The organism is Roseivirga sp. (genome assembly GCF_049099775.1).
Taxonomy (GTDB): domain Bacteria; phylum Bacteroidota; class Bacteroidia; order Cytophagales; family Cyclobacteriaceae; genus Roseivirga.
The window spans coordinates 1,028,703-1,048,252 of record NZ_JAGDZM010000004.1 but is presented as its reverse complement, the minus strand read 5'-3'; the positions used below and the strand labels follow the sequence as shown (position 1 = coordinate 1,048,252).

General features: G+C 38.5%; 16 protein-coding genes. 10 read left to right on the top strand and 6 right to left on the bottom strand.

All coding sequences use genetic code 11. The features are described 5' to 3' along the window. Positions 1-15 precede the first annotated feature (15 nt). The 3 genes from JXQ92_RS09200 to kwaA all read right to left on the bottom strand — a co-directional run bounded on the left by JXQ92_RS09200 (position 16) and on the right by kwaA (position 2,402). Positions 16-711, bottom strand: a complete 696-nt coding sequence (locus tag JXQ92_RS09200) for a helix-turn-helix transcriptional regulator (protein WP_421986307.1) — start codon at positions 709-711, stop codon at positions 16-18. Positions 712-853: 142 nt separating this feature from the next. Then, positions 854-1,831, bottom strand: coding sequence for an anti-phage protein KwaB (kwaB, locus tag JXQ92_RS09195; protein ID WP_421986306.1), 978 nt, complete (start codon positions 1,829-1,831; stop codon positions 854-856). Further along, positions 1,824-2,402, bottom strand: a complete 579-nt coding sequence (gene kwaA, locus JXQ92_RS09190; RefSeq protein WP_421986305.1) for an anti-phage protein KwaA — start codon at positions 2,400-2,402, stop codon at positions 1,824-1,826. Before kwaA ends, kwaB begins: the two co-directional genes overlap by 8 nt. Before the next feature lie 256 nt (positions 2,403-2,658). On the opposite strand from kwaA, the gene JXQ92_RS09185 reads away from it, so the two are divergent. From JXQ92_RS09185 to JXQ92_RS09140, 10 genes are all read left to right on the top strand, one after another. Further along, positions 2,659-3,069, top strand: a complete 411-nt coding sequence (locus JXQ92_RS09185; RefSeq protein ID WP_421986304.1) for a DUF2177 family protein — start codon at positions 2,659-2,661, stop codon at positions 3,067-3,069. Then, positions 3,066-3,833 (top strand): DUF1295 domain-containing protein, encoded by a 768-nt coding sequence (locus JXQ92_RS09180; RefSeq protein WP_421986303.1) that lies wholly within the window; start codon positions 3,066-3,068, stop codon positions 3,831-3,833. The genes JXQ92_RS09185 and JXQ92_RS09180 overlap by 4 nt, the downstream gene beginning before the upstream one ends. 116 nt (positions 3,834-3,949) lie before the next feature. Next, positions 3,950-4,282 carry a PadR family transcriptional regulator gene (locus JXQ92_RS09175; protein ID WP_421986302.1) on the top strand — a complete coding sequence of 111 codons (333 nt, stop codon included), beginning with the start codon at positions 3,950-3,952 and terminating at the stop codon, positions 4,280-4,282. A 10-nt stretch (positions 4,283-4,292) separates the two neighbouring features. Next, a complete protein-coding gene (locus JXQ92_RS09170) occupies positions 4,293-6,977 on the top strand; it encodes an ABC transporter permease (RefSeq protein WP_421986301.1) in 2,685 nt (894 codons plus the stop codon). Then, a complete protein-coding gene (locus JXQ92_RS09165; protein WP_421986300.1) occupies positions 6,970-9,651 on the top strand; it encodes an ABC transporter permease in 2,682 nt (893 codons plus the stop codon). The genes JXQ92_RS09170 and JXQ92_RS09165 overlap by 8 nt, the downstream gene beginning before the upstream one ends. Then, a complete protein-coding gene (locus JXQ92_RS09160) occupies positions 9,644-10,774 on the top strand; it encodes a choice-of-anchor tandem repeat GloVer-containing protein (protein ID WP_421986299.1) in 1,131 nt (376 codons plus the stop codon). The genes JXQ92_RS09165 and JXQ92_RS09160 overlap by 8 nt, the downstream gene beginning before the upstream one ends. Positions 10,775-10,794: 20 nt before the next feature. Beyond that, entirely contained in the window at positions 10,795-11,724 is a 930-nt protein-coding gene (locus JXQ92_RS09155) for a hypothetical protein (protein WP_421986298.1), read from the top strand. Positions 11,725-11,738: 14 nt separating this feature from the next. Further along, on the top strand, positions 11,739-12,788 hold the full coding sequence (locus tag JXQ92_RS09150) for a hypothetical protein (RefSeq protein WP_421986297.1): 1,050 nt from the start codon (positions 11,739-11,741) through the stop codon (positions 12,786-12,788). Positions 12,789-12,919: 131 nt separating this feature from the next. After that, complete coding sequence (locus tag JXQ92_RS09145) at positions 12,920-13,264, top strand: PadR family transcriptional regulator (RefSeq protein WP_421986296.1); 345 nt, start codon at positions 12,920-12,922, stop codon at positions 13,262-13,264. A gap of 2 nt (positions 13,265-13,266) precedes the next feature. Continuing rightward, complete coding sequence (locus tag JXQ92_RS09140; protein ID WP_421986295.1) at positions 13,267-15,951, top strand: ABC transporter permease; 2,685 nt, start codon at positions 13,267-13,269, stop codon at positions 15,949-15,951. 18 nt (positions 15,952-15,969) lie between these two features. On the opposite strand, the gene JXQ92_RS09135 is transcribed toward JXQ92_RS09140, so the two are convergent. From JXQ92_RS09135 to JXQ92_RS09125, 3 genes are all read right to left on the bottom strand, one after another. After that, complete coding sequence (locus tag JXQ92_RS09135) at positions 15,970-16,605, bottom strand: VOC family protein (RefSeq protein WP_421986294.1); 636 nt, start codon at positions 16,603-16,605, stop codon at positions 15,970-15,972. A gap of 67 nt (positions 16,606-16,672) precedes the next feature. Next, positions 16,673-19,033, bottom strand: coding sequence for an FtsX-like permease family protein (locus tag JXQ92_RS09130; protein ID WP_421986293.1), 2,361 nt, complete (start codon positions 19,031-19,033; stop codon positions 16,673-16,675). 60 nt (positions 19,034-19,093) lie between these two features. Continuing rightward, entirely contained in the window at positions 19,094-19,495 is a 402-nt protein-coding gene (locus tag JXQ92_RS09125; protein WP_421986292.1) for a DUF3471 domain-containing protein, read from the bottom strand. Positions 19,496-19,550 lie beyond the last annotated feature (55 nt).

Here is a 19,550-nt window from a genome sequence, read left to right as displayed (position 1 = left end):
TTGCGACATATTGTGTCAGGGGTTGTATTCAATTTCTGAACATCTTACAAAATATTGGGCGAGATCAAAATGTCTGTCTTGAAAGACTTCGTCCAAAATCCTAAAGTTCTGAATCCGATCGAGCCGAAAAGCCCGATAATCTTGTCTTAGATGGCACCAACCTAAAACGATCCATTTTTCATTGAAACTATAGATGGCCAATGGTTCTATTTTTCGCCAAGTGGTTGCTTTGCCTTTGGCCTGATACGTCATTTCGATCATCTTAAAATTGATGATTGCCATTTGCACATGGGAGAGCGATGAGGTTCTAGTAGGATCCGTATCGTTTTTGAAGACACGCATTTTGCTCTCGAGCATTTCGCCCTTGGTTTGAAGACTACTTTTAAAAACTGACTTGATTTTCTGTAGGGTCTGCTCAAAGTGTTGAATGAGCGAATCGTCATTGGTCTTGGCAATTAATTGCTCAGCGGTAATTAGGGCATTTACCTCCATTTCATCGAACATGATAGGGGCAACCATGTATCCATCCATAATGGAGTAACCTCTTCCCTCAATAGTGATGACAGGCACGCCGGATTCCTCGAGTTTTTTTATATCACGGTAAATAGTCCGAAGACTCACTTCAAACTTTTTAGCTAACTCAGGACCAGTAACTACTCTTTTTGATTTGAGTATGGTAAGTATTGATAAAAGTCTAGATAGGTGGTTCATTATTCTTGTGTTTCAAATTACGCACAAGATATGACATATTATGTCAGGGGTTAGTGAAATTATAAGTTTAGGACATGTATTATTAAAGTATATGAATCTAAATGAATTGCGTGTCTTTAAAGGTTATTAACAATGTTTTTAGTTAGTTGATATCATTAGTTGATTGCTCTTCTGATACTCCATCTTTTGCGAGACTGTCATAGTATAACTTGGTCAACTCCGAAGTAAGGAAATCGTCATTAAGCAGTTTCACGAAAAGATTTTTAGAAACCTTTGTATCCAGCTGAATTTTATCTTTTGTTTGATTGTACCTCAGTTTTCCTTTTACCGCTGGATGAGTTAAAGTGAATCCAATAATATCCTTGTTGGGGATCCCAGTTTTTATTACCGGAGAGTTTTTAGCCACCTTCGTCAACTTACGAGCGAAAGTTACATCTTCGATTAGCTCCTTCAAGGTTTCTGGATTCTCTAATAGTTTAATCTGTTCGATGACATCCAGGCTTTGGGTTGCTTCTTTTTTTATTATATCATGGAACCCAAAGAATTTTTCAATAGTCTCTAAATCAATAACGAAGAGTGAGTTGTTAACTTTCAATAGTTGAAAACCTGAACTTATTCGAATAAAGTCTTCATTTATTTTTTCAAACCTTTCGTTGGATAGAACCTGTTTCAAAAAGAAGCTTTTTCTTCCAAAAATATTAATTGGAGCCATCGTTTTATATAAGACGATTTGATTTTCATTGTTACCTATCTCGATCAATAGTGCTTTTATATCTAAGAAATCATCAGTTTGAAAACTGAACTTTGGTATATTGTCAGTACTCAAAATAGTATCTAATGATTTTAGTTCTTCTGGGATTTCTAAGTCATATTCATAAATGACGTTTTTGCGTTCGTCAGAAGATGAAAGTGGCAGGACGCTTAGTTCTTCTTTATGTAATAAATTTTGACTAATACTTGTTGTAAATAACTGCGTCAGAGATGCTACATCATTATCTTTGATATCAAGCGCCTTCGGCATAAAACTTTCATCTTTTTTAAGAAGACAGTAGACTGTAATTCCTAGTTGGTCATTGTTAATAAAAAAGTTTAGTGACTCTATCAGTTGCTTTTTATTCATTTTTCAATGTTTTGACATAATAAATTCTCTCATCCAATTTTATGTATGAGACCTTTAGATTTTCTACAAGTCTTTCCCTCGTTAATAAAATTATATTTTCTCTTTCTCCAGTTTTAAAGTTGCCGTCAACCTTATAGATATGGAAACCAAGTAATGCCAATGAAGGGTTAGCGTAAAATAGATCAGTTTTGATATATATGAACCCCATTGCGATTAGTAAAAAAAGTAAGACCACCAGATATCTAGGGCTGGATAAATTAAAGCAAATTAAGGGTATGATATAAGTAGCAAGAAACGTAAGATGTTCATAATTAACGCTTTCAATTTTGACAATTGTAAATGGAATATTAGTTGTCCCACTTAAATCAAATTTGAATTTAGAGTAAACTATAAATCCAACTATTAAGAAGAAAAAAGAGATTAATGATAGATAATTGGACGACAATAAGTTTTTGAATCCAATGAATTGAGCCGAATCACTAAATGAGACGGGAACTTGAACAGTAACTATAATTACAAAGAAAAATAGCAACCATAATGATAAAATATACAAACCTACTTTTCTTATCATCTAGGATATATCTCTTAACTCTGTTTTATATTTCATCAGTTGTATTTAAGTTGATTCTAATTGGTTAGGCAGAGAGTGTGTATTTGTTACATCAATCGATTTTCTTAGACGTAATTTAAACCTCTTGTAGATTGAGAGCTATCCCCATAAATAGCCATTTTGATAAGCGGTGATTATAGGTTGTGCTATCTCAAACAATTGATCAACTGTTTTTGAACAATCCCATAATCAGGGAGTTACCTTAGGTATTACAGTTATGTCTTTTGCACTTTTAGTCAAATCTTACCTTCTAACAACCGTCGTATTTTTTGCGATCGATATTCTATGGTTGGGTTTTATCGCGAAGAACTTATATAACAAACACCTGAGGAAGCTTTTGGCGCCTAAGGTGAATTGGGCTGCCGCTATCGTGTTCTACTTACTCTTTATAGTCGGTATATTTTATTTTGCCATTGTACCGTCATTAGATGAGGCTTCCTTAGAGTCGGCTGTTATAAAAGGAGCACTTTTTGGCTTTTTTACATACGCTACTTATGATTTAACGAACCTTGCCACCTTGAGAGACTGGCCTATAAAAATCGTATTTATCGATATTATTTGGGGTTCAATACTTACCGCTTCTGTCAGTACAGCAGGTTTTGTTATTACCAGTTGGTTAATGTTATGACCAGTATTGTAACCAATATTCTCCTTTTCGGGCTCGCTTATGCCAATCTATGGTTCATTATATCATTAATAACAAAGCGAAATGATATTGCTGATGTGGCCTGGGGAATGGGTTATGTTGGGATTTGCTTATATCTATTTTTAAGTGGTTATCAATCCGATCTCAGTTTATTGGTATATGTATTGGTTGGTCTTTGGGGTGGACGATTAAGCTTACATATCGGCGTAAGAAATAGTAAAAAGAAAGAAGACTTTAGGTATAACCAATGGCGAAAGGCTTGGGGAAGTAATTTCTATTGGAGGTCTTATTTGCAAGTATATATCTTACAAGTTGCCCTTTTAATGGTGGTAAGTATTCCGATCGTCTTAACGGCTCAATCAATCGATGGGGAGCTGACTTTTATATCTGGTTTTGGTACTGTGCTATGGGTCGTAGGTTACTACTGGCAGGTTGTAGGGGATCGACAGTTGAGCAAATTCAAGAAGGTTCGAAGAGATAAAGAACAAGTACTCCAAACAGGTCTTTGGAAGTATTCGCGCCATCCGAATTATTTCGGTGAAATCTTAATGTGGTGGGGGATAGCAATTATTGTTTTACCAATGCCTTATGGATGGATTGGATTAGCCAGTCCATTGCTGATCACCTATTTATTGCTTTATGTTTCTGGGGTGCCGATGCTCGAAAGACGCTATGCTAAAAACGAAGCGTTTCAGAAGTACAAAGAGAAAACTCCTCCTGTTTTTCCGAAACTTTCAATTAAATAATCTTCCAATTCAACCCTTAACGGCCTTTTAAGAGGTTTTGCTTTAATATTTGTTCTATAAAGTATAACATATTAAAATCTCTTCCGTAAATTAGTTCTATTAAATAGAACATATAAATGGAAAAAGAGCATTTAGGCGAACTAGAAGAGTTGATTTTACTCTTGGTTGTCATGTTAAAAGAAGAGGCTTATGGGTTTGCCATTCGCAAGGCACTTAAAGAGCAAGCCAATAGAACGGTTACGATAGGGGCTGTACATGGAACGGTCAACCGTTTAGAAAAGAAAGGTTTCGTTGAGTCTGATATGAGCGATGCCACAGAAGTACGTGGAGGCAGAAGAAAGCGAATTTTTACTGTTACAGCATCAGGCAAGAAAGCACTTCAAAAGAGTCAAGACGTAAAGGTCAGTCTTTGGACTCAGATTCCAGAACTTTCGATTGGCAATAACTAACAACGGTTCCTTGGAAACTCAAAAATCAAACAGACTGTCTTACAGGTTTTTAAAACTGCTTTGTCGCAATGATTATATCGAAGAAATCTTAGGCGATTTAGCAGAATATGATCAGGAATTGAAGTCAAAGCCTGTTTGGAAACAGAAGCTATTTTACTGGTTTCATGTCATGAATTTTCTACAGCCTTGGGCACTTAAAAAAGTAGAAGGAAGTCAAAAACTGAATCAATACGGTATGTTCAAAAACTACTTTAAAACATCGGTCAGAAGCCTAAGAAAGAACATCGCTTTTTCTGGAATAAACATTTTAGGCCTAGCCATGAGTATGTCTGTGGCAGTACTGATGATATTGTTTTTAGGAGAGGTTTATTCCTTTGATAATTTTCATGAAAAAAGAGATCGAATTTATAGAGTTACTTCAACTCAAGTTCAAGGGAATCGCGGGGTCACGGTAAAACAAGCAACTGGTTCCTATTTCATTGCCGATCAATTAAAGGCCGAAGTAAGTGGCGTGGAAGAGGTGTTGGTGATGACAAACACCTTGACCAAACTGGATATCGGAACGGAAGAAAAAGCCATTCCAGTAGACTGTTACTTCGCGGATGAATCCTTCTTCAGTTTATTTTCATTTGAACTTATAAAAGGCAATCCGAGCAGTGTCCTCTCAGAACCTAATCAAGTTGTATTAACAGCATCTGTAGCTGAGAAATTATTTGGAGATCGGGATCCAATCGGACAGTTGTTAACGGCTGAAATGAGCGGTTATTTACAAAACGGTGCTGTTGCGGTATCGGATTTAAAGAATGGAGTGGTCTCAGGTGTTGTAGCAGACCCACCCCTTAACTCTCACTTGAGGTTTGGAGCCCTTATTTCTCTGAAGACTAAAGAGCGCACAATTATAGAGCAAGGTTTGAATCACAAGACCAACCCCGGCTTTGTTAACAACCTTTATGTCTATTTAGTATTGAATGATGCTGCGGAGGCCGATGAAGTTGAAAACGCGATGTCTGGTGCACTGGCCTCCTTTAATACCGAAAGAGAAGACAACCCATTGACGCACAACTTGCAAGCGATGTCGTCATTTATTACGAGTGATACTTATCATAGTGCTGGCCCTACTTTCTCCAAACGTAAGTTATTAATCATGTCAGCATTGACACTGATCATTCTTTTGTCAGCCTGTTTTAACTATACGAACCTTTCATTAGCAAGAGCTTTAAGAAGGTCGAAGGAAGTTGGCGTAAGAAAAGTAGTGGGAGCTTCTCGATTTCAAGTATTTATCCAATTCATTGTTGAAGCAGTTGTGATTTCTTTCTTAGCCTTAATTATTGGTGTTTGCCTTTTTATATTTATCAGACCTACCTTCTTATCATTACCTAATCCATCGGCAAACGGGTTCGAAATGTTTGAGTTACTGATCAGCCTCAAACATATAATCTATTTCATTTTCCTAGCCATTATGGTAGGGTTGTTGGCCGGGATTTTACCAGCCATTTTTCTTTCCAAAGTCCAAGCCATAAATGCTTTTAAGAGCTCGGTTCAGGCCAGATTACCCAGAAAAATGAGCCTCAAAAGTGTGTTAATTGTATTCCAATTTACACTGTCAATTGGCCTAATTATGTGCGCTGTTTTGATTAATGATCAGTACAGGTACACTTTATCCTATGACTTAGGTTATGAAACAGAAGATGTTTTAACGGTGGATATTCACGGTGATTATATAGATGTACTGGCGAATGAGTATTCGAAAATACCTGAGGTAGAGGAAGTTTCTAAATCAGGATGGGTCCTTGGAGTAGGAGGTGATGGACTTACTGTTGGGATGATTTTCTCAGAAGATAGAAGTGGAAGAGCACTTTCATTATTAAATCAGGTTGATGAAAATTATTTGGACATGCATGACATTGAAATGCTAGCAGGAGAGACTTTTGATGCACCGCTAGGAAAAGATGCTTTGGCTAATAATATTTTGGTGAATGAAGCATTTTTAAAAGAATTGAATCTTGGTGTTCCAGAAGAAAGCTTGGGAAAACAAGTTCTATATAATGGCACCAAAGTCAGAATTAAAGGTGTTTTCAAAGATGCGGTTAGTATTGGCTTGACTAAAAAATTTCTTGAACCGATGGCTTTTATTCAAACCAATCAATCGACTGACTATAAAGCGTTGAATTTAAAGGTTTCGAGTACCGACTTAGTGGATTTGCTTACTAAAATGGAGAAGGTTTATGCGGATCAAGACCAAACTCATCCGTTTAATGCTTCCTTTTATGAAGACAGCATAGCTGAGACTTACAAAGCTGAAAAAGGCACTTATACCATTATTTCATTTCTCGCTATCATGGCCATTAGCATTTCAACATTAGGCCTTTTAGGGATGGCCATTTTCAATACTGAAACCAGAATGAAGGAGATAGGTATTAGAAAAGTATTGGGAGCGCGTATTAAAGACTTGCTCTATCTCCTCTCTAAGAATTTTCTTCTATTCATGATTTTGGCGGCATTTATCGCAATTCCGGTCACGCTGCAAATAGTGGAAAGTCAATTACTGAACACCTTCTGGGATAGGGCGCCAATCAACTTTATTGAAATTCTCTCAGGGTTTTTAGTTGTGCTGGTAGTAGGAGGGCTTACCATTGGCTGGCAAATTCGCCAAGCTGCTATATCTAATCCCATAGACAGTTTGAGAAATGAATAGAGAGACAAAGTCCTTTTCTGAACGATTGCTCTCTTGGTGCTGTAAAGCGGAATTTGTAGAAGAGATTTTGGGCGACTTGGCAGAGTATAAAGAAGAACTGCTAGCAAAGCCTAAATGGAAGCGAGAAGTGTTTTACTGGTTTCATGTGCTCAATTTCCTACAGCCATGGTCATTAAAAAAAATTGAAGGCAATCAACAACTCAATCAATACGGTATGTTTAAGAATTATATTAAAACCTCTTTTAGAAGCCTTAAAAACAATGCGCTTTTTTCTGCCATAAACGTAGTAGGCCTCGCTATCAGCATGTCAATAGGCATATTGATGATTTTGCTGATTTCAGAACTCAAGTCATTTGATGATTTTCACGAAAACTCCGAGTCGATCTATCGAATTAGCTCTAATAAGTTGATGTACGGTCAGGAAATGAACATGAGTTCATCTTCGTATTTTGTTGGTAGCGAAGTTGGTAAACAGGTTCCAGGTATCGCGCATCAGGTAATAATGAGAGAAGGAGTCTCTGCTGACATCCGAATGCCGTCAGGACTTATACACCTTTCTGGTATATACTCAACAGATGATTTTTTTAATGTTTTCTCTTTCAAGTTGAAACAAGGAAACCCTGAGACGGTCCTTGATGGACCAAATAAGATTGTCTTGACTGAGTCAGCTGCCAAAAAGTTATTCGGCAACGAAGAGGCTTATGGTAAAACCTTAGATTTTCAAAGCACCGGTGGTTGGCAAACGCGTCAAATTCAAGCGGTAGTTGTTGGTATCATGGAGGATCTTCCTGCAAATACTCACTTGCAATTTGAGGCACTGGTTTCGATGGATACTTATGATCAACCGGCTACAGGCACAGGCTGGAATGTCAATTATAAAAATGATCCGCAAGATTTTCAAAATAACTACGTGTACCTGCTTTTAAATGAAAATACAAGTCCAGAGGATGTAGAAGTGTCCATGAAACAGATCGTAGCAGGATATAACGAAACACAGGATGAGCCTCTTACTCATTTCTTACAGCCCATGAATAGTATTGTAACAAGTGATATATATGAAAATAAACTCGGGCCTCGTTTTTCTGGATCTCAACTCAATATCATGTTAGTGCTCACGCTTGTTGTACTGCTTTCTGCTTGCTTTAATTATACAAATTTGTCTTTGGCTAGGTCATTAAGGCGTTCGAAAGAAATTGGAATTCGAAAGGTTTCTGGGGCAAGAAGATCTCAGGTTTTCACTCAATTTATTGTGGAAGCGGTGATATTGTCATTACTGGCGCTTTTAGTCGGCTTAGGCATGTTTGCTATCATCAAGCCTACCTTTTTAAACCTACCCAATCCTGCGTCTAGTGGGCATAATATGTTTTCTCTGTCAATTGGGTGGCGACAAGCGGTATATTTTGTCGTTTTCACCATACTGGTCGGATGTATAGCAGGCTTTATGCCGGCTTACTTCTTATCGAAGCTCAAGTCTACCGTTATCTTTAGCGATGCAAGTAAAATTAAGGTCTTTGCAGGGCTTAATCTAAGACGCCTACTTTCAGTACTTCAGTTTTCTTTATCAATAGGTCTTATCATGTGTGCGGTTATTGTGAACAAACAATACCAGTTTGCATTGAATTATGACATAGGCTTGGATACTGAAAACATTGTGAATATCAAAGTTAAAGGAGACTATTTGGATCTTCTGGAAAATGAGTATTCAAAAATTTCCCAAGTAAGTGCTATGTCAACCTCTATGATGACTATGGGTACGGGCAATGGCGAATTGGCCCTTGTTCAACCAGATGATAAGTCTGAGCAGGTTATGCTCTTTTGGAATGCAATAGATCATCGGTACTTAGAAATGCATGCCATAGAATTACTCGCTGGCGAAGGATTTCTTAATCCTATGTTGCCTGGTGAAAGTCGAGAACGAGTCATTTTAAATGAGCATGCATTGCTTTCGCTTAATTTGGGAACACCGGAAGAGGCTGTTGGCAAATTTATACACATGAGAGGCTATTGGGGGGCTAGGCTTCAAATAGTAGGTGTGGCAAAGAACTTTATCAATGTCTCGATAAATACCCAAGGGCAAGGAGAGATTATGATGAATAAGAGCTTTGCTTTTGTAGAGCGTTTACATGGGCAGAACGATGGTTTATTGGGTGTAAAATTTACAGGAAGTGATTTGGTGGGGCTAATGCAAAAATTAGAGGCAGGCTATAAATTACATGACGGAGAAAGTTCTTTTGAAGCAAAATTTTACAAAGATGATATTGCAAAGACCTATGCATCACAAAAGACAACCTTTACGCTAATATCATTTTTAGCATTTCTAGCCATATCTATTTCAGTTTTAGGTCTTTTGGGCATGGCAGTGTTCACCACGGAAAGTAGAATGAAAGAGATAAGCGTAAGGAAAGTTTTAGGCGCTAGTGTGCGTCATTTGATGTTTATTCTCTCGAAAAGCTTTGTTTGGATGCTTTTGATCGCAGGAACGATCTCTATTCCTATCGCATACTATGTTGTGGATGAAAAACTCTTGATGACATACGATTACAAAGCGACTATTGGCATAGTAGAGTTATTATCAGGTTTTGTTATAGTCCTTTTGATAGGCGGAGTCTCAATTGTCTGGGAAATTCGCAAAGCAGCCATTCAAAATCCTGCAGACCTTTTGCGTAATGAGTAGACTGCCTCTGAAGTTTTTTCTAGGTTTTTTGTTGCTATACCAGATTGGGTTTGCACAAAACACACAGCTGTGGAGTGTGACATCCAATAATGGAGCACATGGATACGGAACAATTTTCTACATCGATAACGATGGTTCTGATTTCACCAAAGTTCATGACTTTGATGGAGTCCATGGCTATCCCTTTGCTAGTCTAACAAAGACTAAGGAAAAACTATGGGGCATGGTTATGGGGCGTACTGGAAGCCCGAGTTCACCAGAGAGTGCGGGGCATGGAGCCATTTTTAATCTGAATGCAGATGGGTCTAATTTCAAGTATGTTCATGCCTTTAATGGAGTGAATGGCAGCATGCCATTAGGTGAACTCATTGAGCACGAAGGTAGGCTTTGGGGAATGACTAACATGGGAGGGAAATATGGTCAAGGGGTGATTTTTTCCATTGGCTTAGACGGGGCAGATTATCAAAAAGTTCATGATTTCACTGAGCAAGAAGGTGGCAGACCTAGAAACAGTCTCTTGATTAATGGAGATAAATTTTGGGGTACTACCTGGCGAGGTGGAAAAAATGGAATGGGTGTCATATTTAGTCTGAACCATGATGGAAGTGGTTACTCAAAAGTTTATGACTTTGAAAGCCGAAGAGGTGGTGAACCGGAAAGTGGTTTGACACTATACAAGAATAAGTTTTACGGAATGACCGCCAGAGGAGGGAGGCATAATGAAGGCACTGTTTTTTCCATGAACCTAGACGGTACGGAGTTTGAAAAAATCCACGATTTCATTTATCCTACTTTGGGTGATTTGATTTTGAGTAATGGTAAACTTTGGGGGATGATGGCACTAAGAGGTGAGTATAACGCCGGAGTGATTTTTACCATAGACGCTACCATATATCAGGAAGTGCATCATTTTGATAAAGAAAATGGACGATTTCCAGAAGGTAACTTAATGGAAAATGAGGGCATACTCTGGGGAATGACAAGGTTTGGTGGCAAGTCGAATCTAGGTGTCATCTTTTCCATCGGAAAGGACGGCAAGAATTTTAAAAAGGTATATGATTTTGACCAGGCATCTGGAGGCGTTCCATATGGCTCTTTTATAGCGTTTCGCAACAAGCAGTAAAATCTAAAAAGGAATAGTTTATGGTAAAGATCAAAATGCAAAGTGTGGTGTTTGTAATAGCAGTTTCCATGGTTTTTGACTTGTCCGCAAAGGCTCAAAAACTTAATGAAAAAGCACCTCAACTGAAGGGTGATTATATGGGGCAATTAAAACCAGGCTTGACAGCCAAAACCTTTGCACTCAATTTTGTCTCCACTGAAAAATTCGAACATAACGGTGTCTTTCATCCTAACGGGAAAGAATTTTATTATACCATAGAAACAAAGGATTATCACTTCGGAACAATTATGGTTTCAAAATTAGAAGGTAATAAATGGTCCAAACCAGTGCCGGCTCCTATTCCTGGTACTTATAGAGAAGTGGGTCCATATATATCAAAGGATGGCCTGAGGCTATATTATGCCTCTAACCGACCAGTGACCGAAAGCGATACGTTGCGACGTGATACAGACCTGTGGATGCTGGAAAGAGATGGTGATAGTTGGGGCGAGCCAATTCATTTAGGTGAAGAGGTGAATACGGAAGGTAGTGATTGGTTTCCAACATTCGATGACAAGGGGGTACTCTATTTTTATGTTCATGAAACCAATGGTAAAGGCAATATTTACTTTTCTGAAAGTAAGAATGGTAAGTACCAAAAGGGTATTCTAATTGAAGGAGTGAATAATGATGAATACTACAATTATGATCCTTATATCGCTCCTGACGGAAGCTACTTGATATTTGCTTCTAGTGGGCGGCCTGATGGTCTTGGAGGTGCAGATTTATACATTAGTTTCAAAGATGCTCAGGGCACTTGGTCAAAGCCTAAAAACATGGGTGCAGGCATAAACTCATCGGAGAGCGATTACGCACCGTTATTAACTCCAGACGGTAAGTACCTCTTTTTTGCAAGAGGTTTTGGAAACGTTCTTTGGGTGGATGCGCAGGTTATAGAAAACTTGAAGTAAAAAAACAGCGATAAATGCTACAAAAGGCTTTTCCTCTTCTTTTATCGACTATTCTAATGATGAGCTGTTCATTCGCTTCAGTCGCTCAAAAGAAAGGTCATATCATAGGATCATGGGTGCGCGTTGGCCAAGGTATAAACTCGGCAAGTGAGTCCGCTTTTGATTCAATAAATAAAGATGTATATCTCAAACTTCATTTTCAAAAGGATAAGATATTGAAGATTTATGGGAGTTATGCCGCAAATGGAATAGAGACGGCATATATGTTTAGAAAGGGAAAGATCACCTACGGCTTTAATAGAATATTTGAAGTAGAATCTTATAGTGATACCACTTTGGTTTTAATTGAATGGGAAACGGGAAAGGTAAAAGAGCGTATGGCCAGACAATACTATCTAAAAGAAAAAGTGTTTCTGGATCGGCTTGCTATAGAGAATGGTGATTTTTTTCTAAACGAAGCGGATACGACTTATTTTTCCTCGAAAAAACTGTACCCTCAATTCCAAACTATTGAATACCCTGACTTCCACCTATATGTTCATAATGCCGCGAAAGAAGTATATAATAATGGTCCAAATTATATGTTCGCAAGTTTTTCAATTGAACCCGATGGGTTGGTGAAAGACATTGAAATTTGGCATCACATTAGCAAGGAAGCAGATGCGAGCGTTGTGCTAGCTATCCAGAATTCCACGGGCCGCTGGCAAATGCCCTTGCTAAACGACAAAGATGTAACGGTTAATATGCACATAGACGATAGCTATGTTAAAAGAGAAAAACGGCAAGGACAGAAAATTGCCCTAAGTCAAAACGAAATGTTTGTGAATAGTGCAGATGCTTATAGGAATAGTATGCTTCGTATAGTGCGAAACTTCAAATTGGAAGATTATGAAAGGGCATTGAAATACATAGACATATGTGAGCAGATTGCACCGGAAGAACCCAATTTGTTATACCTGAGGTATAAGGTCTATTTAGCGATGAATAATGAGTTAGAGTCTAGTAGATATTTAGAGCTCATCAAATTATCGAGATTGAATTATCTGGTTGATTTATCCAAATAATGGGCATGAGGTATTTCACAATTTTACTCCCTTACAACTTACTACTACCCCTTAAATTTTTGGTCATTTATTTTCATACCTAATGTTGTTATGTATATTTACCTAATGATGTTAGGTATAAAAATTCGATAATGGCTTATAAGACACTTGTAGCGGCTTCTACCAAACCGCTAATCCTTTCCATTCTATCTCATGGAAAGAGTTATGGTTATCAGATCATAAAGAATGTAGAGAAAATTTCTAACGGAGAATTAGAGTGGACTGATGCCATGCTATATCCGGTGCTACATCGGATGGAAAAAGAAGGGCTTATAAGTTCAGAATGGATCATTTTGGAAAACGGTCGGAAAAGGAAATATTACTCGATTACGCCAAGCGGTAAAGAACAACGAGAAGCCACAAAAGTGCAATGGCTTAATGTAAGCTCAGCATTAGATTTTTTATGGGGTGCAAACCCTACACTAGATTTAGGTTAGTTATGGGTGTATTTGATTTGGAAAAGGCATTAGCTACCTGGAGAAAAGAGATTTTAAAGCACCCTGGTATAGAACCAGGCTTTGCTGAAGAGATAGAAAGCAATCTTTTAGATAGGTTCGAAGATTTTGTTGAAAAGGGATACGAAGAACTTGAGGCGTTTGAAGAGGGAAAGAAAAAAGCCATGCCTGATCTACAGGTATTGGCCAGTGAATATTATCGAGCACGATCGAATAGCAACAAAAAAGCACCATGGGAAAGAAAGACAATAATCATGTCTAAACTGCCACTTTTTATAAAGGCCTCTTTCAGAAATCTATATAAACGAAAAGGGTATGCTGCTTTAAATATTTTTGGCTCTGTAGTAAGCATTAGTATGTCCTTTTTGATATGGTTTTATGTCCAAGATCAAAAGTCATATGATCAGCACTTTGAAAACGCTGATCAGATATTCCGAGTTATTTATGATGTGACAATCAATGGAGAAAAAATTCCGCAGGCCGATGTGGGTCAACCTGTTGGACCTGCCTTAATGTCTGATTACCCCGAAGTCATAGATGTTACTAGAATTAGAAGAATAGGGCTGGTTACCAATTTGGGTAATGGTGAGAAAAAATTTGATACGGAAGATGTATTTGTTGCCGATGAGCGATTCTTTAATGTCTTCAATGTAGAATTAAGTGCCGGGAATAGCGCTACCGCATTGAATGAACCGAATACGATTGTCATTTCGGAAGACCTTGCCATGCGCTTATTCGGCAGAGTGGATGTTCTGGGGGAGGTAGTTCAATATTCAAGTGTAATGCCCGAGCGTGACATGAAAATTACCGGGGTTATGACAAATCTGAATCCTCATACTCATATTCCATATCAAGCTTTAGTTTCCTATAGCACTTATTTTTATGAAAGTGACTTATCGAATTGGCTCAGAAAGTCATACACCTACGTGGAGCTCAATGATGCTGAAAATATTGACGGCTTAAGAGGGAAAATGCCTGATTTTAAGGAGAAATACCTAGATCAGGTTTTCGAAAAAATAGGAGGTGAAGGAATCTTGCTTTTTCAACCCTTAACGGACATTTATTTAGACGAGCCGTATTTGGGAGAGCCTTATCCTTTAGGAGACCGATCGAACAACCAGATTCTAACGATTGTGATGAGTTTCTTGATTTTCATGTCGATCATTAATTATGTAAATCTTGCCACTGCTCAATCTGTAGATCGTGCGTTAGAAGTAGGTATACGGAAAACACTCGGTTCATCTCGATTATCTTTAATATTTCAGTTTTTGACAGAATCTGTATTACTCGCTTTGGTATCAGGGCTCTTGGCCTTGGTTATTTGCGTTGCCGTTTTACCGAGTTTTTCCTATATCAGTGGCTTAGATATATCATTGAACAACTTCTTGAGTTCGCGAACGATTATTACCATACTGGGTTTTTCGGTATTAACGGGTCTGTTAGCGGGAGTTTATCCAGCGATATACTTGACTTCCTATTTACCGAAGGCCGTATTAAAAGGCAAACGCTCGTCTACCAGAAGTGGTGGCCTTTTGAGGAAATCGTTAATTGTTATCCAATATGTAACAGCGTCAACACTGATTATCAGCGTTCTGGTGATTATTGCCCAAATCCGATTTATAAAGACCAAAGAAGTAGGTTTTGATAAAGATAACGTCATCGAAGTTTCCTTACCGAATGATCCTAATGTACTGAAACGTGTAGGTGTTTTTGTGGAAGAACTTCGGGCTTATCCATTTATAAGGGGTGTGGCAAATTCGCAACAAGATTTGAATTCATTTAGAGGTGCGGGATCACAGCAAATGATTAGCCCCAACGGTGAAGAAGTGAGAGCTACCATGAGTTATATAGAAGTTGGTGCCGGTTTTTTTGAGGCCATTGGAGCTACTATGACCCAAGGCAGAGGTTTCGACCCAAAAATGAATAATGAGCGGACTTTTGTAATGAATGAGACTGCTCTAAAAGTTTATGGTTGGAATGAAAATGCTTTAGACGTGGTATGGCAAAATGATTATAATAGAAATGAGATTGTGCCTTGGAAAGCCATCGGTGTAGTGAAGGATTTTTATTTGGGGGAATCGTTCAACGAAAACGTACCCATGATGATTTATTATGCCAGCAGATATGGTCAAAGAACGAAATTGTTCATTAGAATCGATAGCGAAGCAAATAGAGAAGCAGTTCAACAAATAGAAACGCTTTGGGAGGCGCAATTCTCCGAACATCCACTAGTTTTTGAATATGTAAAAGACAAATTGAATAGGCTCTATAAGGGGGATGAGCGCTTTCTGGATTTGATTTTATGCTTAGCAGGCATCATAGTATTTATCACCATTATTGGTATTATTGGCCTGATATCTTTTACGACCGAACAGCGAAAGAAAGAAATAGCTTTAAGGAAGATATGCGGAGCTACAGTGAATTCGATTCTTCTTTTACTTTCTAGACAGTTTACCGTTTTACTTACCATCGCTACGGTAATTGCCATACCAATTGGTTACTACTTATCGACAGAATGGCTTTCTAATTACGCGCAAAGGATAAATCTCTCCTTATGGCAAATCGTGCTTGCTATACCTATATGTGTTGTGTTTACAGGGGTTGCCATTTTGTATAGGTCATTTAAAGCAGCTAGAGAAAATCCAATCGAATCGATAAGATATGAATGAGGAGCATGATTTAGTCCACTAGATTTCAACTATACCGTTTGGACAATTAATCTTTGCTTTGAGTTTAATGGTTTCAGCCTTAAAGATTTTTAAATCAATACCCATCTCGATCAAGGTGGGCGTGATTGACTCTGGTTTCGGGTGGTAACCAAAAAGTTCTACAAGTTCACAATTATCATCCATTGAGTTTGTAGGATGCGTATTATTTTGCCCCCAATCTATGGAGAATGGCAGCAATTCGACTTCCGGGTGCGCAAGTGGCAGTAATAGTTTCCATTCCAGTAAATCACCATTACTAGTTTGTCGCTTTCCTTCCTTTATTTGGCCCAATTGTGGGTTTGCTTTCTGAAGAATTGCCGCATCTGCAACTAAGTTATCTGATTTAATAGCCCATCTAGTAACCTGAGCTTTTTGGATTAAATCGATACCCATCCAGCGAGGAGCTGCTATTTTTTTGTTATCATAATCTATTGCTATTAGTTCTAAGTACTGATCATTCCCCAAGCTGATCAATGCATTTTTGGTGCCCTGAGATGGGTGATATCCACCGAAAACGGGCCTTACGCCAAGCAGTGCTTCGAAATGGTCACATGCCTCAGCCAAATCCTTCACCACATAGACAATATGGTCAAGTTTTCTTTTGCCAAATATCATTTACCTAATGTAGCCAAGAGCTACCGAAATATGAAGTTAGCATATCATCATCCTAATAATATGGCTTTTACTCACTCCTAAGGCCTTCCGTAGGACTAGTAGTCATTACTTTCTTTACTTGAGAAGAAACCGTACTGAAGACCATAATCACTACTATGACTAATGCTATCAAGAATGGGAAGATAGTGATGGGCTTATGTACTTCGTATACCGTTTCAAAAAGAGTATCCATTAAAACGTAACTAACAGGAAGGCCTAAGATCAAGGCTACAGCAAGAAAAATTACAAACTGTTTATTGATGACGAAAGCCAAGTTACCGAGTCCTGCTCCAAGTGCTTTTCTGATGCTAAATTCTTTGGTTCTGCTGGCAACGTTTAATGAAACTAAGCCATAAAGCCCTAAACAAGAAAGAATAATACACATAGAGGCCACAATTCGCATAAGTTTCCCATGTCCGTCCATTTCTCTGAAATAACCTTCTAAAGTTGCCTCTTGGTAAAATCCATTGAACGGTTTTTCGGGAAATAACTCGGCCCATTTCTTTTCCATCGCTTCATACGTTGAAACGATAGTGCCGGGCTTTACACGCATGGATACAAAGGCGTATTCATCTTCTGGGCTCAGCTTCAAAATCATAGGCTCAATTCGTTCCGAGAAGTTGTATTGATGGAAGTCCTTCAAAATACCGATTACAGCAAAGTTTAGCGTGTCTGATTTGAACCTTTCGCCAAGTGCACCTTCAGGATTAAGGAGTTTAGCCATCTGCTCGTTAATTAATACGTTTTGAAAATCTGTTTCTCGGTTTTTTTCAAAAGTTCTGCCTTCGAATAACTCCAACTCCATTGTTTCTACATATTCAGGCCCAATCTCTAGGGTTAGAATATCGTAGTCCTTCTCTAAGATTTGGATTTCCATTCTAGTCGATCGCCTGCTCAAGTGGTGTTTTGAAGGGGCAATTGACACAATATTTATATTGGACTCCATTGCGGCCATAAGTTGCATGGCTTCGGTGGCTGGTGAGATGTTAGCACTTATTGTTGCTTTTTCATTATAGCCCCAATCCTGATTCTTTTGGAAAGCCGTGTTCTGCGTGAACATTATTCCTCCAACAACCGCAATACAGGCTAAGATATATTGGAACGTCAAGAAGATCTTAGTCATCTTGTTTTTACCCCCAAATTTCAATCGTCCTCTGAAAATATGAACTGCGCTAAAATTGGAGATGTACAAAGCTGGGTATGCACCGGAGGCCAAACCGGTAAATACTACTAGTACTAGTAGGAAAACCCAGAGTGAAGGCTGTGAAATGTCGAAGTCCATTCCAATATCAAACATCTGATCGAAGCCTGGAATAAGTACTGTCACACCTAAAATGAAACCAAAAACTAATGCGACAAGGGTTAGAAACACGTTTTCTGCTAGAAACTGAATGATTAGAGATTTTCGAGTGCTCCCCATTACTTTTCGGACACCAATTTCCTTCAAGCGTTTGGTGGCAGATACTATGGCGATATTGATGTAGTTAAAAATCGCAAGGACTAGTATAAATCCTGCTATGATGGAGAGTACCAGGGTGCCGATTCCATCTGTACTGCCAGTTATTGTGTTGCGCATGTCATCACCTTTTTGGTATAGGTCTGTCCATGGGAAAAAGCGAAATGAAGTCGCGGGATAATCTTTTCTAACCTCGTTTTGGAGGGCTACATATTGCTGAACATTTTGTGTAATATTGGCGATGGCAGAAGGGTCATCAAGCTGTATGAATGTCGCATCCAAGAATCTGGCCCAATCTGTCAAGTTGACATTTGTGTCCACCTGTTTTAATTGATCAAAATTGACTAGCACGCTGAAGTCCATAGTGCGTTGGTATGGAAACTTCTCTGCCACTCCAGCCACCTCAAAAGTGTATTTACGAGATCCGAATTCGAAGGTCATGGGCTCACCAAGTGGGTTCTTATCTCCGAAATATTTGATGGATGTATTTTCGCTGAGGATAATTTTGTTAGGATCAGAGAGTGCAGATTTATTGCCCCATTTTAAAGGGAAAGTGAACATATCTAAGAACCCTGGATCGGCAAAAGTGAAACTCTCATTGAATACGCTGGGGCCGTTTTTCAAAATACCGTTTTTGTCATCAACCCTGACTACACGTTTGATTTGTGGGAAGTCATTAATTAAAACTTCGGCATAAGGGGCAGGTACGATCCCGTATTCGGCATCTTCACCACTTCGGTTAAGAATCGAAGTGGCCATATATATATCATTTTTGTTTTCATGAAATTGATCTGTGGTATATTCCATATCCACAAAGGCATAAACCATTATGGCCACTCCAAGTGCCATAGCTAAGCCGAAAATATTGATGAATGAAGCGAGCGGACTACGTCTGATAGTCCGCAAAGTTGTTTTGAGGTAAGATTTGAGCATAACGTTGTTGGTTGACCTTATGCTCATCAGATGTCAATAGTACCAAGATGGTTGCATCTGCTATTTATCTTCTTTTTTAATGCATGTGAAAGATTGGCCACCTTCTGAAATAGTTAGAGAAATCACCTTCTTTTTTTCGTCTTTTTTGAAGGAGATTATCAGCCCTCCGGTATTGAGTAGTTCAAACTTATCTTCAGAAACGTTAGACAGCTGTGCTTGTGGTTGAGATTCATTCGAAGGCTGGGCAAACAAAGTACCCTCATCATCGAGCCAAACCTTAATATCGAAACCCATAGAGGCTTCATTATCAAATTCGTAAGTACCTGTATACGCTTTCAATTCATTCTCCTTTTTTTGCGACTCTGCTTTAGCAGCAGCGGTTTGCCCAAAAGCGGAAAAGCCGAGTAATGTAAGGATCAAAGTCATGGCTGTGACCCTAGAAAAATTGTTGACCTGTTTCATATGTTTTTTTAGGCTTTGATCCACTTTTTTAAGATTAGGTTACACCTAACTATAA